Origin of the sequence: Microbispora hainanensis (genome assembly GCF_006874475.1) — a bacterium.
Lineage (GTDB): Bacteria > Actinomycetota > Actinomycetes > Streptosporangiales > Streptosporangiaceae > Microbispora > Microbispora hainanensis.
This window is the reverse complement of the sequence record NZ_VIRM01000027.1, coordinates 36,179-53,149: the sequence shown is the minus strand read 5'-3', so window position 1 is coordinate 53,149 and position 16,971 is coordinate 36,179. Positions and strand designations below refer to the sequence as shown.

The 16,971-nt window shown below is 71.1% G+C and carries 19 protein-coding genes; 11 read left to right on the top strand and 8 right to left on the bottom strand.

Annotation, left to right across the window (positions count from 1 at the left end; genetic code table 11):
- Nucleotides 1-44: 44 nt before the first annotated feature.
- The 7 genes from FLX08_RS21845 to FLX08_RS21820 form a co-directional block, all read right to left on the bottom strand.
- Nucleotides 45-677 (bottom strand): hypothetical protein, encoded by a 633-nt coding sequence (locus FLX08_RS21845; protein ID WP_142620757.1) that lies wholly within the window; start codon nucleotides 675-677, stop codon nucleotides 45-47.
- 509 nt (nucleotides 678-1,186) lie between these two features.
- The gene (locus tag FLX08_RS21840; protein ID WP_142620755.1) at nucleotides 1,187-3,667 is read right to left on the bottom strand and encodes a DUF222 domain-containing protein; all 2,481 of its coding nucleotides are present in this window, start codon (nucleotides 3,665-3,667) and stop codon (nucleotides 1,187-1,189) included.
- 721 nt (nucleotides 3,668-4,388) lie between these two features.
- Nucleotides 4,389-5,393, bottom strand: a complete 1,005-nt coding sequence (locus FLX08_RS21835) for an AI-2E family transporter (protein ID WP_142620753.1) — start codon at nucleotides 5,391-5,393, stop codon at nucleotides 4,389-4,391.
- Between the two features lie 53 nt (nucleotides 5,394-5,446).
- Nucleotides 5,447-5,608: a hypothetical protein gene (locus FLX08_RS40750; protein ID WP_167530516.1), complete on the bottom strand. Its 162-nt coding sequence runs from the start codon at nucleotides 5,606-5,608 to the stop codon at nucleotides 5,447-5,449.
- 187 nt (nucleotides 5,609-5,795) lie between these two features.
- Entirely contained in the window at nucleotides 5,796-6,644 is an 849-nt protein-coding gene (locus FLX08_RS21830; protein ID WP_142620751.1) for a YihY/virulence factor BrkB family protein, read from the bottom strand.
- Nucleotides 6,641-8,035: an acyltransferase family protein gene (locus tag FLX08_RS21825; protein WP_142620749.1), complete on the bottom strand. Its 1,395-nt coding sequence runs from the start codon at nucleotides 8,033-8,035 to the stop codon at nucleotides 6,641-6,643. The genes FLX08_RS21830 and FLX08_RS21825 overlap by 4 nt, the downstream gene beginning before the upstream one ends.
- Nucleotides 8,036-8,467 (bottom strand): CBS domain-containing protein, encoded by a 432-nt coding sequence (locus FLX08_RS21820; RefSeq protein ID WP_142620747.1) that lies wholly within the window; start codon nucleotides 8,465-8,467, stop codon nucleotides 8,036-8,038.
- A gap of 100 nt (nucleotides 8,468-8,567) precedes the next feature.
- Between FLX08_RS21820 and fbp the strand changes: the two genes are divergently transcribed.
- A complete protein-coding gene (fbp, locus tag FLX08_RS21815) occupies nucleotides 8,568-9,695 on the top strand; it encodes a fructose-1,6-bisphosphate aldolase/phosphatase (RefSeq protein WP_142620746.1) in 1,128 nt (375 codons plus the stop codon).
- Nucleotides 9,696-9,733: 38 nt separating this feature from the next.
- Complete coding sequence (locus tag FLX08_RS21810; RefSeq protein ID WP_142620744.1) at nucleotides 9,734-9,946, top strand: DUF1918 domain-containing protein; 213 nt, start codon at nucleotides 9,734-9,736, stop codon at nucleotides 9,944-9,946.
- Here the strand turns inward: FLX08_RS21810 and FLX08_RS21805 are convergent.
- A complete protein-coding gene (locus FLX08_RS21805; RefSeq protein ID WP_142620742.1) occupies nucleotides 9,943-10,593 on the bottom strand; it encodes a phosphoribosyltransferase in 651 nt (216 codons plus the stop codon). The genes FLX08_RS21810 and FLX08_RS21805 overlap by 4 nt on opposite strands.
- Before the next feature lie 122 nt (nucleotides 10,594-10,715).
- Between FLX08_RS21805 and FLX08_RS21800 the strand changes: the two genes are divergently transcribed.
- From FLX08_RS21800 to FLX08_RS21760, 9 genes are all read left to right on the top strand, one after another.
- Nucleotides 10,716-10,937 (top strand): hypothetical protein, encoded by a 222-nt coding sequence (locus tag FLX08_RS21800; RefSeq protein WP_142620740.1) that lies wholly within the window; start codon nucleotides 10,716-10,718, stop codon nucleotides 10,935-10,937.
- A gap of 9 nt (nucleotides 10,938-10,946) precedes the next feature.
- Entirely contained in the window at nucleotides 10,947-11,987 is a 1,041-nt protein-coding gene (locus FLX08_RS21795) for a LacI family DNA-binding transcriptional regulator (protein ID WP_142620738.1), read from the top strand.
- An 18-nt stretch (nucleotides 11,988-12,005) separates the two neighbouring features.
- The gene (locus FLX08_RS21790) at nucleotides 12,006-13,157 is read left to right on the top strand and encodes a sensor histidine kinase (protein ID WP_142620736.1); all 1,152 of its coding nucleotides are present in this window, start codon (nucleotides 12,006-12,008) and stop codon (nucleotides 13,155-13,157) included.
- A complete protein-coding gene (locus FLX08_RS21785; protein ID WP_142620734.1) occupies nucleotides 13,154-13,804 on the top strand; it encodes a response regulator in 651 nt (216 codons plus the stop codon). The genes FLX08_RS21790 and FLX08_RS21785 overlap by 4 nt, the downstream gene beginning before the upstream one ends.
- A gap of 76 nt (nucleotides 13,805-13,880) precedes the next feature.
- Entirely contained in the window at nucleotides 13,881-14,153 is a 273-nt protein-coding gene (locus FLX08_RS21780) for a GlsB/YeaQ/YmgE family stress response membrane protein (RefSeq protein WP_142620732.1), read from the top strand.
- Between the two features lie 176 nt (nucleotides 14,154-14,329).
- Nucleotides 14,330-14,947, top strand: coding sequence for a D-sedoheptulose-7-phosphate isomerase (locus FLX08_RS21775; protein WP_142620730.1), 618 nt, complete (start codon nucleotides 14,330-14,332; stop codon nucleotides 14,945-14,947).
- The gene (locus FLX08_RS21770; protein WP_142620729.1) at nucleotides 14,944-15,165 is read left to right on the top strand and encodes a HypC/HybG/HupF family hydrogenase formation chaperone; all 222 of its coding nucleotides are present in this window, start codon (nucleotides 14,944-14,946) and stop codon (nucleotides 15,163-15,165) included. The genes FLX08_RS21775 and FLX08_RS21770 overlap by 4 nt, the downstream gene beginning before the upstream one ends.
- A complete protein-coding gene (locus tag FLX08_RS21765; RefSeq protein ID WP_167530515.1) occupies nucleotides 15,162-15,881 on the top strand; it encodes a D-sedoheptulose-7-phosphate isomerase in 720 nt (239 codons plus the stop codon). Before FLX08_RS21770 ends, FLX08_RS21765 begins: the two co-directional genes overlap by 4 nt.
- The gene (locus tag FLX08_RS21760) at nucleotides 15,868-16,971 is read left to right on the top strand and encodes an NADH-quinone oxidoreductase subunit B family protein (RefSeq protein ID WP_142620728.1); all 1,104 of its coding nucleotides are present in this window, start codon (nucleotides 15,868-15,870) and stop codon (nucleotides 16,969-16,971) included. Before FLX08_RS21765 ends, FLX08_RS21760 begins: the two co-directional genes overlap by 14 nt.

Here is a 16,971-nt window from a genome sequence, read left to right as displayed (position 1 = left end):
TCAGTGGCCGGTCAGTGGCCGCTTAGTGGCCGATTAGTGGCCGATTAGTGGCCGATGCTGCCGCCTCTGTCCTCCGCGGCCCGCAGGTTCTGGTTGATCGAGCAGTTCTCCATCCCGCCCCTGCAGTTGCCGCTGAGGGAGTCGGTGAAAACGCTGACGCTCGACACCTGCTGGACGCCGGCGAAGTCCACGGCGCTGTTGCCCGCGGGAGCCTGCACGTTGCGCTTGCCCGTGTTGAGCTGATACGGCGGACTGCTGATCGTCGGGGCGTTGGCGGTGTTCATGCCGGACGTGCGCTGCATGCCCCCGCCACCTCCGCCGTGACCGAAGCCGCCGCCGCGACCGCCACCCCCATGACCGCCACCCCCGTTAGCGCCAGCTTCGTTAGCGCCAGCTTCGAAGCCGGCGAGACGGGCGTCCAGGCGGGCTCCACCGTTACCGCGACCCTTGCCCTTCTTGCCCTTGCCCTTCTTACCCTTCTTGCCCGCGCTCTTCTTGGCCGCGCTCTTCTTGGCCGCACTCATCTTGGTCGCGCTCATCTTCCCCTGGCCACTCTGGCCGAACGCGTGCGGGGCGTGGCCGGCGGCCGGCGCCGCCATCGCCTCATGCGCTGCCACGACGCTCGGTATCACGATGAGGAACGCGGCGACGGCCATCCGCCGGGCGGACGCCGCCACGATGCGGGTTCTCCCTGCCCTCTTGTCGCCCATCCGTCCACACCTGCCTTTGTATTGGTACACAAGCGACGCATCCGTCCCATACCCCACACTTCGCCTCTCTTCTCCCGCTGGTGCGATGTGCTGTGCGGTTGCTGATGCCTTTTTTGCGCTGCATCCTCGAGGCACGCTGGGCTCTCAGGGCGACGCTGCGCCATCGGGGTGACGCTGCGTCATCGGGTGACGCTGCGTCATCGGGTGACGCTGCATGAAGGACCGCTGTCCGCCGGGCCGCGCCGACAGAGGTCACCGGCACGCGACCGGCCATGCTCCCCAAGTTCGCCGAGCACAGCGCCCACCTCCGGCGCCAGCAGACGGCGTGACCGGCCGCGCCACCGCGCCACCCCACTACCTCACCACCGCATCGCCCCACCACCCGCATCGCCGCATCGCCGCATCGCCGCACCGCATCACCGCATCACCGCATCAGCCGACCGCCGTCGTTCACGGCGATCGACCCGTTCCTCCCCTCACTCGCGTAGTCGCCGGGCTCTCCCCAGTCGGTGGTAGGTGAAGGCCCAGCGGTCGATGCCTTCTTTGCGGCGGGTGTAGCGCTCGGGGTGCTGGTAGCGGTCGCGGTTGTGGAACTGGCAGGCCGGACCCAGCAGCTTCAGGTCGGTGAGGCCGCCGCTGCTCCAGTTGTCGGCGTGGTCGATCTGGCACATCGTCGCCGGAAGCGGGCAGCCGTCGATCCAGCAGGTGGCATACCGGGCGAACACCGCCCGCCGCTGCGCCGGAGTGGCCAGGCGGACCTTGCGGCCCATGTCCAGCACCTGCCCGTCGGCGTTCATGACGATCCGCACCAACGTGCTGGTGCGGGCGAGGCGGTGCACGCTGGAGACGGGCAGCACCTGCCCGGTCGCCAGCAGCAACCCCGGCACCATTCCCAACGAGGCTCCCAGCGTCGTCCCCAGGAACGCCCCGGGAAGCGTACCTGCCGCCCCTCCCGGCGCCCCTCCCGGAGCTGCTCCCGATGACGCCCCCTCCGACGTCCCCGGCGTGCCCTGGCCATGCCGGCAGTCCCCCGCAGGCCGAGGCCCGGCGTGGGTGTGATGCGCGGAGGGGTCCTCGGGAGGAGGATCCGGCCGCGCCGCCCCCGAAGCCTGTGATGGCGGTGCGTCCGAAGCCGTCCCGCCCGAAGACGCTGTGTCCGAAGACGCTGTGTCCGAATGCCCGCCACCGCCAGCAGGCCATGCTGGCGCGCCCTGACGGGCGTAGGTAGCTCCGGACCGGGCCACGCCGCGAATGCAGCCATCGCCCTCTACGGGCGCGGTGTCGTCGCCCTCGGCAGAGCTGGTGTTCACGGTCTCGTCGCCCTCGCCGTGGTCGCCCTCGGGGGAGGCGGTGCTTGCGGTGTCGCGCGGCACGCACTCCCCGGGCCGCCGCTCACCGGCCCCGCACTCACCGACTCCACAGCCGCGAGACTCCTCGTCGCGGAGGCCGGCCATGACATCGGCAGGGCCAGGGGCAGGGGCGGAGTCGGTGACAGGGCCGGTGGCAAGGTCGGCCTCGGCCGTGCCCACGCCACTGACATCGGCCTCTGCGATATCGCAGGTGCCATCGCCGCTCGTGGCACCGGCGTCCGCAGCTCCGTCGGCATCGGCATCGCTCCCCGCACCGGCACCTGACTCCGCCTCCGCCTCCGCCTCCGCAGTATCGAACTCGCTCGGGGCGTCGGGCGCGCACTCAGCACCGGAGTCGCTCATCGCGCCGGGGACGGCGTCGTCGGCCTTGCTGGGGTCGTCGGCGCTTCCGGTGGCGTCGGGGGCGTAGCCGCTGGTGTCGTCGGCTTCGGCGGGCACAGGGGCGCCGGTGTCGCCGGCGCTCTCCGCACCGGCATCTGCCTCGGCCTCGGCAGTGTCGAGGTCGTCAGCTTCGGCGGGCGCAGGGTTGCCGGTGTTGTCGGCGGCGGGGTTGGTGTTTTCGGGGTCGGTGTTTTCGGGGTCGGTGGGGAGGGATTCGGCGCTGACCACGACGAGGAGTTCGGTGACGATCTGCTGCTCGAGTGCGGCGATGAGCGCGTCGGCCTGGCGCTCCGTCAGCGTGCGGTCATCGCCGTCGGCCTTCTTCTTGGCGTACTCCTGCAACAGGGTCATCAGGCGGGCGCCGGGTTCACGGGGAATGTAGAACTCCCCTTCCACGCCGCCGCCCTTGCCGGGGCGAACCCGTAGGAAGCGCCGCTCGTAGTCGGCCTGCTCATCGCGTTCTTCGCCGTCGGGGTCGAGCACCGCCCGCAAATGGCGGCCGGCTTTGGCCACTTCGGCCGCGCCTGCTTTGCCGGCCAGCTCCACCAGGATCGGCTCCGCCAGTGCGGCGTTCTCGTCCGACAGCCCGGCGACGGCGGCGCAGATGGCCTCCACCACCCCCGCCGCCAACTCACCCACGGCGAACTTCTCCCGCACCACCGGCAACCGCGGCAGCTCCGCGCCCAGCATGAGCAGGCGGCCCGCACCGCCCACCGTCATCCCCCCGGCGGTACGCAGCCAGGACCGGGTGGAGGCATGCCCATGCTGCTTGGCCTGCCCCGCTCGATGGACCCGGCCGACGCGGTCGGCCAGGGCGCAGGTGATCCGGTCACGGGCGAACAGCAACTCCTCCGCCTCGGCAAGGCAGGTGTCCACGTCGTCGGGAAGCGGCGCCAGCGCCAGCTCCTGCGCCACCTCACGAACAGACCCCACCACCACCCACGACGACCGACCCTTGCCCTGACCGGCACCGGGCGCGCCACCGCTGCTGCTATCGGTGTCGCTGTCGGTGTCGGTGTCGGTGTCGCCCTCGGCCTCGGCGAGGCTCGCACGCTGCGACTCAAGGCCGATGATCGGGAAGGGCTCGCGGGCGGACGAGCCGTCGGACGACCACAGCGGGGAATTGGCGATCAGACGGTCCCACCACTCACCGTCGCCATCGTTCGAACGACGAAGGCGCTCAGGATCGATGTCGAACAGATCCATCACACCCTCCTCGCTTGATTCGAAATACTGTTTGAATTATCTCCTGCTCACATCACTCTTAGCAACCGGATGACGCGGTTCAGTTGGGGTTACAGGCTTGCGGCACAGCGGACATGGGAGAGCCCGGACGCGATGAGGACGGGGAGCAGAGCAGGGAGGAGAAGCACGGGGAAGAGCAGAGGGAAGAGCACGGGATGAGGACGGACCACCAGCCGCGGACCATCAGCCGAGGCAGAGAACCAACACGTGTCCCGCCCTGGCACAGCCGCGAGCTGCGGCCAGGAACCGACCTCTACGGCTCCGGCCCACGCCGGCTCCGGCTCCGGCTCCGGCTCCGGCTCGTACGACGGTGATCGGGGCTCAAGGAGGGGGAAACGGAGAGGGAAACGGTGATCGGGATTCGAGGAGGGGACACGGAGAGGGACACGCGGTCGGAGTTCGAGGAGAAGGAGGAGGAGCAGCATCAGCATCGCGCCCACCTCACTCGCGGTGAGCAGCCGGAATCGGGCGGGGTCGCACTGAGCTTGCTCGTCCGAGCGCTCCGCACTCACCGCGACGCCCCACACTCACCGCAGCGCCCCACTTCCCGGAACGCCCCGCACGCACCGCGGCGCTCGGCACTCTCCGGAGCGCCCCACTGCGGCACGATGAGCGCCAGCCGCGCGTGCCCGGAGCCTTGTGAACGGCGACGCGTTGCCGGGAAACGGCTGCAGCGGATTGGCTATAGCCGGTCCTGGCGAGGCAGCACCACCTCGCGGGCCAGGAGGAGCAGGGCCGCCGCGAGCGGGATGCCGAGCAGGGCGCCGACGATGCCGAGGAGCGCCCCGCCGAGCAGGGCTCCGACGATGGTCGCCACGGGCGGCACGTCGACGGACGATTTGAACACTTTCGGGGAGATCCAGTAGTTCTCGACCTGCTGGTAGACGACGAAGAAGACCACGCAGGCGATGCCGACCTGCACCGAGGCGAGGAAGCCGACCCCCGAGGCCACGACCGCGCCGATGACCGCGCCGACCAGCGGGATCAGGTCGGTGACCGCGACGAAGATGGCCAGGGCGAGGGCGTACGGCAGGTTCAGCATGGCCAGGAACAGGAAGGTCACCACGCCGGCGATCAGCGAGATGATCAGGTTGCCCGCGACGTAGCCGCCGATCTGGTTGATGATCTCGTCGCCGAGCAGGCGGACCCGAGTGCGGCGTGAGCGGGGCACGAACCGGTAGGCCGTCTCCTTCATGGAGTTGAGCGACCCGAGGAAGTAGAGCGTGAGCACGAGCACGGTGAAGGCGCTGAACAGCGCGCTGATCACGACGCTCGCCACGCCGAGGAGGCCGCCGAACATCTGAGTGGCCAGGCCGCCGCCCGCGACGTACTGCTGGATCTTGTCGAGGATCTGGTAGCGCTCGTCCACCGAGCGAATCAGCGGGTGGTTCTGGAGCTGCTGCACGTAGTCGGGCAGTTGCCGGGCGAACCCGGTGGTCTGTTCGGTGAGGGGCGGCACGACGGCGAGCCCGAAGACGACGAAGAACGCGATGACCGACCCGAAGACGATCGTGATCGCGAGGCGTCGGGACAGGTTGCGCCGCTGGAGCGCCTCGACTGCGGGGTTGAGTCCGATGGCCAGGAACAGCGAGACCACGATCAGCACGATCGCCGAGCCGGCGCCGGCGATCGCCTGCACCAGAAGCCATGCGGTGAGCACGCCGAGGGCGCCGGTCAGCCCGAACATGAACGGGTTGCTGCGCAGCGGGCGACCCGGCAGGCCGAACGGCCGGTCGGACGCTACGGCACCGGCGGCACGGTCGACAAAATCAGCACCGCCGGCACGATCGGCAGGCTCGGCACGATCAGCACCCCCGGCACGATCAGCACCCCCGGCACGATCAGCACCCCCGGCACGATCAGCACCGTCGGCACGATCAGCACCGTCGGCAGGGTCAGCACGGTCGGCACCGTCGACGCCAGGCCGGCTCACGCCGGTCGGCTCCGGCGTCGTCTCGGCCGTCGTCTCAGGCGTCGTCTCCCCCTGGCCGGGGAGCGAGGGGAACACGCTGGAGATGCCGCTTGCTGGGGACAGGCCGCTGTCGGACACGCCTCCCCTGCTGCCCCATGGAGGTCACTTGACACGGATTTATCCGGACACGTCCCGCAGATGGCGCTCGATCGCTCCGTTGACCTCGGCACCCAGCAGCACGATCAGTGTGGAGAGATACAGCCAGAGCATGAGCACGGCCACGGCCGCGACCACGCCGTACGTCTGGCCGAAGCGCCCGAAGCCGGTCACGAAGATCGACAGGCCCGCCGAGACCACCACCAGAGCGGGCATGGCGAACGCCACGCCCCAGGCGACCGACCGCCACTGCGACTCCCGGCGGCTGCCGGGGACGTACCGGTAGAGCAGCGCCAGCCCCGCCCCGATGAGCACGACGAGCGCCACCCAGCGCGCCACCGAGACGGCGACCCTGGCCACCCGGCCGAGACCGAGGTGTCCGAGCACGACCGGGAACGCGGCGACGAGCGCCAGCAGCACCGACACTCCGACGATCGCCGCGACCGTGTAGAGCAGCGCCAGCAGGCGAGTGCCGACGGGGCCGTGGCTCTCCCGGCCTCCGAGCACCGCGTTCAGGCCTCGCATGAGCGCCTGGACGGCCCTCGACGAGGCCCACAGCAGGCCGACGAGGCTCAGCGAGAGATTGGCGGTGAGCCCTCGCTCCCCGGTGCGCACCGCGCTGGAGAGCTGCGCGACCAGCAGGTGGGCGACGGGTTCGGGCAGCGGCCGGGTCAGCGACGCCAGCTGCCCGGCCGCCTCGCGGGGGTCGGCCACCAGCCCGTAGACCGACACCAGGACCAGCAGCATCGGGGAGATCGACAGCGTCCCCCAGAAGGCGATGCCGGCGGCCAGCAGGGACAGCCGTTCCCGCTTCGCCTCCTCCCGCACCCGCCCGGCGATCGCCTTCCAGTGCTCCAGCGGCACTGTCATGACGCGACGCGCCGATGCGACGCCCGGGCGGCCCACAGCAGCGCGGCGCCCGCGAAATAGACGGCGAAGCAGACGGCGAAGCGGGCAGGGAGCATCGACGCGGGCAGTCCCTGCGAGCCGGTGAGCGCCACGCCGAGCAGGCCCGCGACGACCAGGCCGGCTCCCGCCAGGGTTGCGACCGACGTCGAGGCTCCCGCCCTCCCGGCACCCGCCGCCGGAGAGGAACTCCCGCGCTTCTCGACCGCGTGCCTCTCGACCCCGCGCCTCTCGACCCCGCGCCTCTCGACCCCGCGCCTCTCGAATCGGGCGAACACGGCGACGAGCACCGCGAGGGTCGCCGTCAGGAACGCGAGCCAGGGCACCCGCAGCACCAGCCAGGCGGCCGATCCGGGAGGCGGCTGCGGCAGCAGACCGGTGACGTAGAGCGCGAGCACGGCGATCACGACCGCGGTCATGTGCCAGAGGAAGATCGTCATGATCGCGGAGTTGGCCGCGACGACGGCCGCCCACGGGCGCGTACGGCGCAGCAGGCGCCCGCCGCGCTCGTGCAGGAGCAGGGCGACCCCCGTCTGCGCGACCGCGAGGGCGAGCAGCGCAAGCGTCGGCGGCGAGGTATTCTGCAGGCGGGCACCGGGATCGGTCACCATGCTGACCGCGTACGGCCCCGGGACGGTCAGCAGCACGAGCGCCGCCAGGCCGCCCACGATCATGGGTACGGCCACGCGGGGCCGGGCGGGCAGGGCTCCCTCCCGCCAGGCGATGCCGAGCTGGTAGACCGCCGCCCAGGCCAGCAGATAGTTGGCCGCGCCGAACACGCCGGGGCCGCCGAGCAGCCGGGCCGTGTCGCCGAACGCCACCGCCACCGCGAACACCGCGGACACCGCGAGGCCCGCCCTGCGGTGCAGCGCGAGCAGGACCGGGGTGAGCAGGACGACCGTGACGTACGCGATGAGGAACCACAACGGCAGGCAGGCGAGCCAGACCGCCATGCCCACGGTGGCGGGGTCGGCGCCCAGGAGGAGCGCGAGCAGGGCCGCACCGCCCAGCGTGAGCAGAAACGCCGTCGTCGGGCGGATCAGCCGGTCGGTGCGGGACAGGAACCAGCCGATCGCGTCGCCGCCCCGCCTCCGGAATGAATCGAGCGAGGCGGCTCCCGCGAAGCCGCCCACCAGGAAGAACACCGGCATGACCTGGAACAGCCAGGTGAGCGGCCTGGCCCAGGGGACGAACGCGAGGACGGTGTCGCCGCCGATGCGGTCGCGGTAGGTCACCACCACGGCCAGCCAGTGCCCGAGCACCACCAGCGCGATGGCGACGGCGCGCAGCAGGTCGATGTGCCGGTCGCGGCCGGGCGGCGTGCGCTCCGCCGCACGTCGCAGGGGCGCGGACATCTAGTCGCTCTGATGCTGCGGCTCGCTGATCTCCTTGACCACCGGCGTGAGCAGGTCGGCGCCGAGCTGGTGCATCTGGAGGAGCAGGTCGTCGACCGTCACCATGCCGACCACGCTCCCCTCGGCGGCCACCGGCAGCCGGCGGAAGGAGTGGCGGCGGAACACGTCGAAGGCCACCTCGACCTCGTCGTCCGCCTGCACCATCACCACCTGGTCCGACATCACCTCGCCCACCGGCGTGTCGCCGCCCCTGTCCTGGGCGAGCACGCGTACGGCGAGGTCGCGGTCGGTCACCACGCCGGCGATGCCCGGCCCTTCCGACACCACCACGCAGCCGACGCCCGAGTAGTCCATGTGCCGCGCAACGTCCCGCACCGGCGTGATCGGCGGGACGACGACCACCGGCGTGGACATGACATCTTTGATCTTCATGCCGGGTCTCCCCTTCATATGGAAGTCAGCCCCGCTTTGTGACCTAATGCCCTATTTATCCCTCTAAGTCCGAATAAACGTGTAGGTGGAGGTGAACCATATGATCACGCTGAGCATCATCAAGGCCGACACAGGGGGATTCGTCGGCCATTCCGCCGTCCATCCCCGGCTGATGGCCGAAGCACGGCGGGAGATCGAGCGGGCGAAGTCCTCCGGACTCCTCATCGACGGCCACGCGGAAAGCTGCGGCGACGACATCTCGCTCATCCTGACCCACACGTACGGCCAGGAGGCGGGGCTGATCCACTCCTTCGCCTGGGACACCTTCCAGGCGACGACCCACCTGGCCAAGGAGCTCGGCCTGTACGGCGCCGGCCAGGACCTGCTGTCGGACGCCTTCTCCGGCAACCTGCGCGGGATGGGCCCGGGCTACGCGGAGCTGGAGTTCGAGGAGCGGCCGTCGGAGCCGGTGCTGTGCTTCCTGGCGGACAAGACCGAGCCGGGCGCGTGGAACCTGCCGCTGTACAAGATGTTCGCCGACCCGTCCAACACCCCCGGCCTGGTGATCGACGAGAAGATGCACGCCGGGTTCGCGTTCGAGGTGTACGACCTGCGCGAGGACCGGCGCATCGTCTTCGACTGCCCGGCGGACCTCTACGACATGCTCATGTACATCGGCGCCCCGGCGCGCTACGTGATCCACAGCGTCCGCTCGAAGACGCTCGGCATGACCGCGGCGGCGACCAGCACCCAGCGTCTGTCGCTGATCGCCGGCAAGTACGTCGGCAAGGACGATCCCGTCATGATCGTGCGCTGCCAGTCGGGCCTGCCGGCCGTGGGCGAGGCACTGGAGCCGTTCGCCTTCGCCTACTCGGTGGCGGGGTGCATGCGCGGCTCGCACCACGCGCCGTTGATGCCGGTGTCCACCGGGCAGGCGCACCCGTCGCGGTTCGACGGCCCGCCGCGGGTGGTCGCGCTCGGCTTCCAGATCAAGGACGGCAGGCTGATCGGCCCGCGTGACATGTTCGACGACCCGGCGTTCGACGCTGCCCGGCGGCAGGCGAACGAGATCATGGACTACCTGCGCCGCCACGGGCCGTTCGAGCCGCACCGGCTGCCGCTGGAGGACCTGGAGTACACGACGATGACCTCTCTCACGAGGCGCCTGGCACACCGCTGGACGCCGATCACGACCGAGGTCGCGACCCCGGTCGGATCCCGGCCATGAAAGCCACGCCATGAAAGCCGCGCCATGAAAGCCACACCATGAAAGCTTCAGTCGGCGACCGTCTCATCGTCGAGAGCATCCAGCGGGGGAAGGCGGGCCGCATCGGGATCGTGGTGGCGCTCTACCACACCGACGGCTCGCCCCCCTACCTGGTGAGATGGCTCGACGAGGAGCGGGAGACGCCGTGCTTCTACCCGGGACCGGACGCCCGGATCGAGCACCACGCGGAGCGGACGCCGGAGAGCCCCTAGTCGCGCCTCTGATCCTCCGCGGCCTGCCGCAGGCACTCGACGACGTCCTCGTCGCTCGCCTGGGTGAAGTCCTCGTACCACGCGCCGATCGCGTACAAGTGGTCGGGCATCTCCAGGCAGACGACCTCGTCGGCGTCCCTGCGCAGGCTCGCGATCGTCTCGGGGGCGCCGACCGGCACCGCGAGCACCACCCGGGAGGCCCCCTGCGCGCGGGCCACCTGACAGGCGGCGCGGGCCGTTCCGCCCGTCGCGATCCCGTCGTCCACCACGATCACCGTACGGCCGGCCAGGTCCACCGGCTCGCGGCCGCCCCGGAAGCGGCGGGCACGCCGCTCCAGCTCGGCCCGCTCGCGCCGCTCCACCTCGGCCATCTCCTCCGGGGTGATGTTGGCGAGCCGTATGACCTCGGGGTTCAGCACCCGCACCCCGCCCTCGCCGATCGCGCCGAAGCCCAGCTCCGGCTGGTAGGGCACGCCCAGCTTGCGTACGACGATCACGTCCAGAGGGGCGCCGAGGGCCTTGGCGACCTCGGATGCCACCACTACGCCTCCCCTGGGCAGGCCGACAACGACCGCGTCCTCCATCCCGGGAAGTTCGCGTAACCGCTCCCCCAGGCGCCGTCCGGCGTCACGACGATCGACGAACACGACATTCCCCCTGACTTCCCACCTGGCTTCCCACCTGGCTCCCACCTGGCTCCCCGTCTTTCACCGTCGGCCCCCCGCCACCCCCGGCGGTAGGGCCGAAGGACCCGGGGAAGACTTGAGGCATGTCCCATCCCGGAGAAATCGACGAGCTCAAAGCCAGGCTCGACGCGGCGGAACGGCAGGTGAGCACGCTCGCCGAGGCCGTACGGGTGCTCGCGGGCGGCCTGGAGGGCGGGCCGCTGGAGGATCCCGTGCAGGCCCGGCCCGAGCACGCCGCCCGGCTCGCCCACGAACTCCTGCTCGCGGCAGGACTGATCCGGCCCGAGGAGAGCGAAGGCCCATAGACTGTCGCCGTGACCTCGACCGAACGGGCCCTCGACGGAAAGATTCCGCCTCAGAGGCTGACCGTGGCCGAGATCGCCCATCTGGCGGGAGTGTCCGCGCCGACCGTGTCACGGGTGCTCAACGGGCATGCGGGAGTCGCCCTGGCCACCCGGCAGCGGGTGGAGGCGGTCTTACGGGAGCACGGATACCGGCGCCGTGACAGCGAGCCCGCGGCGATCATCGAGCTCGTCTTCCACGCCCTGGAGAGCCTGTGGGCGCTGGAGATCATCCAGGGCGTCGAACAGGTCGCCAGGGAGCACGAGCTGGCCGTGGTGCTGACCGAGATGCAGGGCCGGCTCACCCCGGGCAGGGCGTGGACCGAGCAGGTGCTCGCCCGCCGCCCCACCGGGGTCGTGGCGGTCTTCTCCGAGCTCACGGTGCAGCAGCAGTCGCAGCTCGCCACCCGCTCGATCCCCCTCGTCGTGCTCGACCCGACCGGCGAGCCGCTGCACGAGACCCCGTCGGTCGGCGCGACCAACTGGACCGGCGGGATGGCCGCGACCCGCCACCTGCTCGACCTCGGCCACCGCCGCATCGCGATGCTGAGCGGGCCGACGCAGTGGCCGTGCTGCCGGGCGCGGCTCGACGGCTACCGCGCCGCGATGGACGGGGCAGGCGTGCACGTGGACCCCGACCTGGTGCGGGACAGCACCCTGTATGTGGAGGGCGGCCTGCGCGACGGGACCGAGCTGCTGCGCCTGCCCGATCCCCCGACCGCCGTCTTCTGCTCCAACGACCTGCAGGCGCTCGGCATGTACGAGGCCGCCAGGCGGGCCGGGGTACGCATCCCGGACGACCTGAGCGTGGTCGGGTTCGACGACCTTTCGTTCACCCAGTGGGCCGGGCCGCCCATGACGACCGTACGGCAGCCGCTCGTGCAGATGGGGGCCGCCGCCGCGCGGATGGTCCTGGCCCTCTCGGACGGCGAGCGGCTCGAACAGCACCGGGTCGAGCTCGCCACCACCCTCGTCGTGCGGGAGAGCACCGCACCGCCGCGCCGATGCGTGTAGGCCGATGTGCGTAGGCCGATGCGTGTAGGGAGATGGGCGTCCGACGCCGCACTCGGCGTGATCTTCGCCGTGGTGCTGGCCTTCTGGGCTTTCCGGATCGCCGACAGCTGGGGTGGCGGCTACTGGCGGTTCGACTGCGCCGCCGGCGCCGTGGTGTGCGCGATCGCCCTGGCCCGCCGGTTCGACCCGGCCCGGACGGCCGTGGCCGGTCTGGCCGTCGCCGCGACCGCCGTCCTGGCCGCCAGGTTCGCCGATCTGCCCAGCGAGCCCGGTCCCGCGATGGCCCTCGGCCTGGCGGTGCTGGTGGGCGCGGCGGTCAGGGCGCTGCCGGTCCGTACGGCCTGCACCGTGGCGGCCGGCGGGCTGGCCGTGGCCGCCGGAAGCGTGCTGACGGCGCACACGTTCGCCGCCGCGGTGCCCTCGGTCACTTTCATGAACGTCCTGCTCTGGGCCGCCGCCGTCGTGGCCGGGCTGTGCCCGCGGCTGCTCGACGCCCGCAGACGGGCCGTCGCCGAGGGGGTGCGCCGGGCGGAACGGCTGAGGCTCGCCCGCGAGCTGCACGACGTCGTCGCCCACCACGTCACCGGCATCGTGCTGCAGGCCCAGGCCACCCGGCTGGTCGCGCGGAAGAGCCCGGAGAAGGCGGACGACGCGCTGGCCGACATCGAGGCGGCCGGGTCCGACGCGCTGGCCGCGATGCGCCGCGTCGTCGGCCTGCTGCGCGACCCGGACGAGCCCGTGGAAACCACCATCCCGGGCGAGCTGGGCGGGCTGGTCGAACGCTTCGAGGCGGGCGGCCGCACGGTGCGGATGCGGCTGCCGGGCGAGGAGGAGACGGCGACGTGGCCTCCTGAGGTGGCCGCCACGGTCTATCGGGTCGTGCAGGAGTCGCTGACCAACATCTCCCGCCACGCCCCGCAGGCCCGCTCGGTCAGGGTCGAGGTGGAACGGGACCGCGAGACGCTCACCGTCGAGGTCGCCGACGACTCGCCGCGGGGCCCCTCGCGGCACCACCAGCGCGGCGGGTATGGCCTCATCGGCATGCGCGAGCGGGTCGAGGCGCTCGGCGGCACGCTGCGCGCCGGGCCGCGTCCCGGGTCCGGCTGGTCGGTGCTCGCCACACTGCCCGTGCCCGTTCCCCGGCCTTCGTGGGAGCGGGCCCGCCGATGACGATCAAGGTGCTGGTCGCCGACGACCAGGCGATGGTCCGCGGCGGCCTGCGGCTGATCCTGGAGGACCAGCCCGACATCGACGTGGTGGCCGAGGCGTCGGACGGCGCCGAGGCCGTGGAGGCGGCCCGGCGGCTGCGTCCGGACGTCTGTCTGGTGGACGTGCGGATGCCCAAGCTCGACGGCATCGAGGTGACCCGGGCGCTGGCCGGGCCGGGCGTGCCCGACCCGCTGCGGGTGGTCGTGGTCACCACGTTCGACCTGGACGAGTACGTCTACGGCGCGTTGCGGGCGGGCGCGACCGGCTTCGTCCTGAAGGACTGCGGCCCCGCCCTGCTCGTGGAGGCCGTGCGGGCCGCCCACCAGGGGGACGCTCTGGTCTCCCCTTCGGTCACCCTGCGGCTGCTGCGCCACCTGACGGCCCGGATGCCGGCCCCCGGCGGGACGGACCATCCGCTCTCCAACCGGGAGCTGGAGGTCGTCAGGGCCGTCGCCCGGGGCCGTACGAACCAGGAGATCGCGGCCGAGCTGTTCATCTCGCTGAGCACGGTCAAGAGCCACGTGGCCGGCATCCAGGCCAAGCTCGGCCTGCGCAACCGGGTCGAGATCGCGGCCTGGGCCTGGGAGAACCGCATCGCGGGCTCCTAATCCTCCGGTTTTGTCGTGTTTTGTCCGGTTTCGCCTGGGCAGAAGGGAGGCAGCCGAACACAAGGAGGGTGGCAGCATGGCCGTCAGCGGCATCATTTCCGCCATAATCATCGGACTCATCATCGGCGCTCTCGGCCGGCTGGTCGTTCCCGGGCGTCAGGCCATTCCCATCTGGATGACCATGATCATCGGTGTCATCGCCGCTCTCATCGGCTCGGCGATCGCCAGAGGTCTGGGAGTCGCCACCACCCCAGGGATCGACTGGATCGAGCTGATCATCCAGGTGGCCCTCGCCGCCGTCGGCGTCGTGGCGGCCGTGGCGTTGTACCGCCGCAGAAGCGTCGGATAGCTCAGCGCAGGTGATCGATGGCCCCGGCACGACCGGGGCCATCGGCATGCCCGGACTGTCATGCCCGGACTGTAATGGTCTTTGCGAAATCACCGACATCTGTTGATTCCCCCCGTCACAGCGCGGCGTACGGTCGTTAACCAGGGGTTCGACCGATCCGGGGGAAGTGGTCCGCGATGGACCAGGCGGTCCTTGCACGTGTTCCGGAGGTGTTCGCCCGCCGCGTGGGGCCGGCGCTCGGCCTCGCCGACGAGGCCGACGTGGTGGCCAGGGCGTGCCACGCGATGGCGACGCGCTTCCACGGCGGCGGCAGGCTCATCGTCTTCGGCAACGGCGAGGCCGCCACCGACGCCCAGCACATCTCGGTGGAGTTCGTCCACCCGGTGATCGTGGGCAAGCGGGCGCTGCCGTCGTTCTCCCTCACGAGCGACGTGGCGACGATCACGGGGGTGGCCGCGACGGCGGGCCTGGACGAGGTCTTCGCGCACCAGCTCCACCGGCTCGCCGCGCCGCAGGACATCGCGCTCGGCATCTCCTCCGACGGCCGCTGCGTGAACGTGCTCAGGGGCCTGGAGGCGGCGCACCGGCTCGGCCTGCTCACGCTGGCGCTGACCGGCGGCGACGACGGCGGCCCGATCGGGCGCAGCCCGGCCGTCGACCACGTCCTGATCGCGCGCTCCGCCGATCCCCGTGTGGTCAAGGAGGTGCACGTCACCACCTATCACGTCCTCTGGGAGCTGGTGCACGTCTTCTTCGAGCAGCCCGGCGTGCTGGATCCACGGGTCGTCTCATGAGCTGCCACGACGAGACGTGCGTCACCTGCTCGGACGAGGCGGTCGCGGTGACCGTCGTACGGCTCCTGGAACGCGACCTCGCCCTCGTCGACACCGGCCCCAGCAGGGAACACAGCCGGGAGGTGGTCAGCGTCGCCCTGGTGGAGGCCGAGCCCGGCGACACGATCCTGGTGCACGCCAAGGAGGCCATCGCGGTCGTGAGGGGGACGGAGCCGTGACCGAGGACATGGAGGCGCTCTACCCGTTCCTCTACTCCCAGTCCACCGACCTCGACGCGGTGATGTCCTCCGTACGCCAGTCGACGGTGGAGAAGGTCGACGAGATCGTCACCCTGCGCCGTACGGTGCTGGAGCACGACGGCGACCGGATCGCCGCCTGCGCCGCGGCGATGGCGGAGTCGTTCGCTGCGGGCGCCCGGCTGTTCGCGTTCGGCAACGGAGGCAGCTCGACCGACGCCCAGGACGTGGCCACGCTCTTCATGAACCCCGGCCACCTTAACGTCGGCATGAACAGCGGCATGAACGGCGGCATGAACGGGGACACGGCGCGTCCGTTGCCGGCGTTCGCCCTCACGGCCGACATCGCGGTCGTGACGGCGCTGGCCAACGACATCGGCTTCGAGGTGGTCTTCGCCCGGCAGCTCGCGGCGTCCGCCTTCGCGGGGGACATCGCGCTGGGCCTGTCGACCAGCGGGAACTCGCGCAACCTCGTCGCCGCGTTCGAGGAGGCCGGCCGGCGCGGCATGCTCACGGTCGGCCTGGCCGGCTACGACGGCGGCCAGATGGCCGAGCTCGGCACCATCGACCACCTGTTCGTGGTGCCCTCGGCCTCGGTCCACCGGATCCAGGAGGCCCAGACGACCGTCTATCACGCGCTCTGGGAGCTCACCCAGCACGCCCTGGCGAAGGCCGGTGACAACGATGACAGCGCATGACGGAGAGACAGCGCATGACGGAGAAACAGCGCATGAGGGTGAGAAGGAACCCGTCGTCCACATCCTGTGGATAAACGCCGGGCTGAGCTGCGACGGCGACTCGGTCGCGCTCACGGCCGCGACCCAGCCGAGCATCGAGGAGATCGTGCTCGGCGCGCTGCCCGGCCTGCCCAAGGTAGCGGTGCACTGGCCGCTGATCGACTTCGAGTGCGGCCCGATGCAGGGCGCGGACACCTTCATCGAGTGGTACTTCAAGGCCGACCGCGGGGAGCTCGACCCGTTCGTGCTGGTCATCGAGGGCTCGATCCCCAACGAGTCGATCAAGAGCGAGGGCTACTGGTGCGGGTTCGGCAACAACCCCGACACCGGTCAGCCGATGACGACCAGCGAGTGGCTCGACCGCCTCGCGCCCAAGGCGACCGCCGTGCTCGCCGCCGGCACCTGCGCGACGTACGGCGGCATCCACGCGATGGCGGGCAACCCGACCGGGGCGATGGGCGTGGCCGACTACCTGGGCTGGGACTGGCGGTCGAAGGCCGGGCTGCCCATCGTCAACGTGCCCGGCTGCCCGATCCACCCCGACAACCTGTCGGAGACGATCCTCTATCTGCTCTATCAGCTCGCCGGGCAGGCGCCGACGATCCCGCTGGACGACAAGCTGCGCCCCACCTGGCTGTTCGGCCAGACCGTGCACGAGGGCTGCGACCGGGCGGGTTACTACGAGCAGGGCCAGTTCGCCACCGAGTACGGCTCGCCGAAGTGCCTGGTGAAGATCGGCTGCTGGGGCCCGGTCGTGAAGTGCAACGTGCCCAAGCGCGGCTGGATCAACGGCGTCGGCGGCTGCCCCAACGTGGGCGGCATCTGCATCGCCTGCACGATGCCGGGCTTCCCCGACAAGTTCATGCCGTTCATGGACGAGCCGCCCGGCGCCCGCGTCTCCTCCACCGTGAGCGTGGGATACGGCGCGGTGATCCGGAGGCTGCGCGGCATCACGCTCAAGACGGTCGACAAGGAGCCGAAGTGGCGCAGGAAGGGCCGCGAGCTGCTCACCGGTTACCAGGCCCCCCAGGGCTGGACGACGGAGAGATGA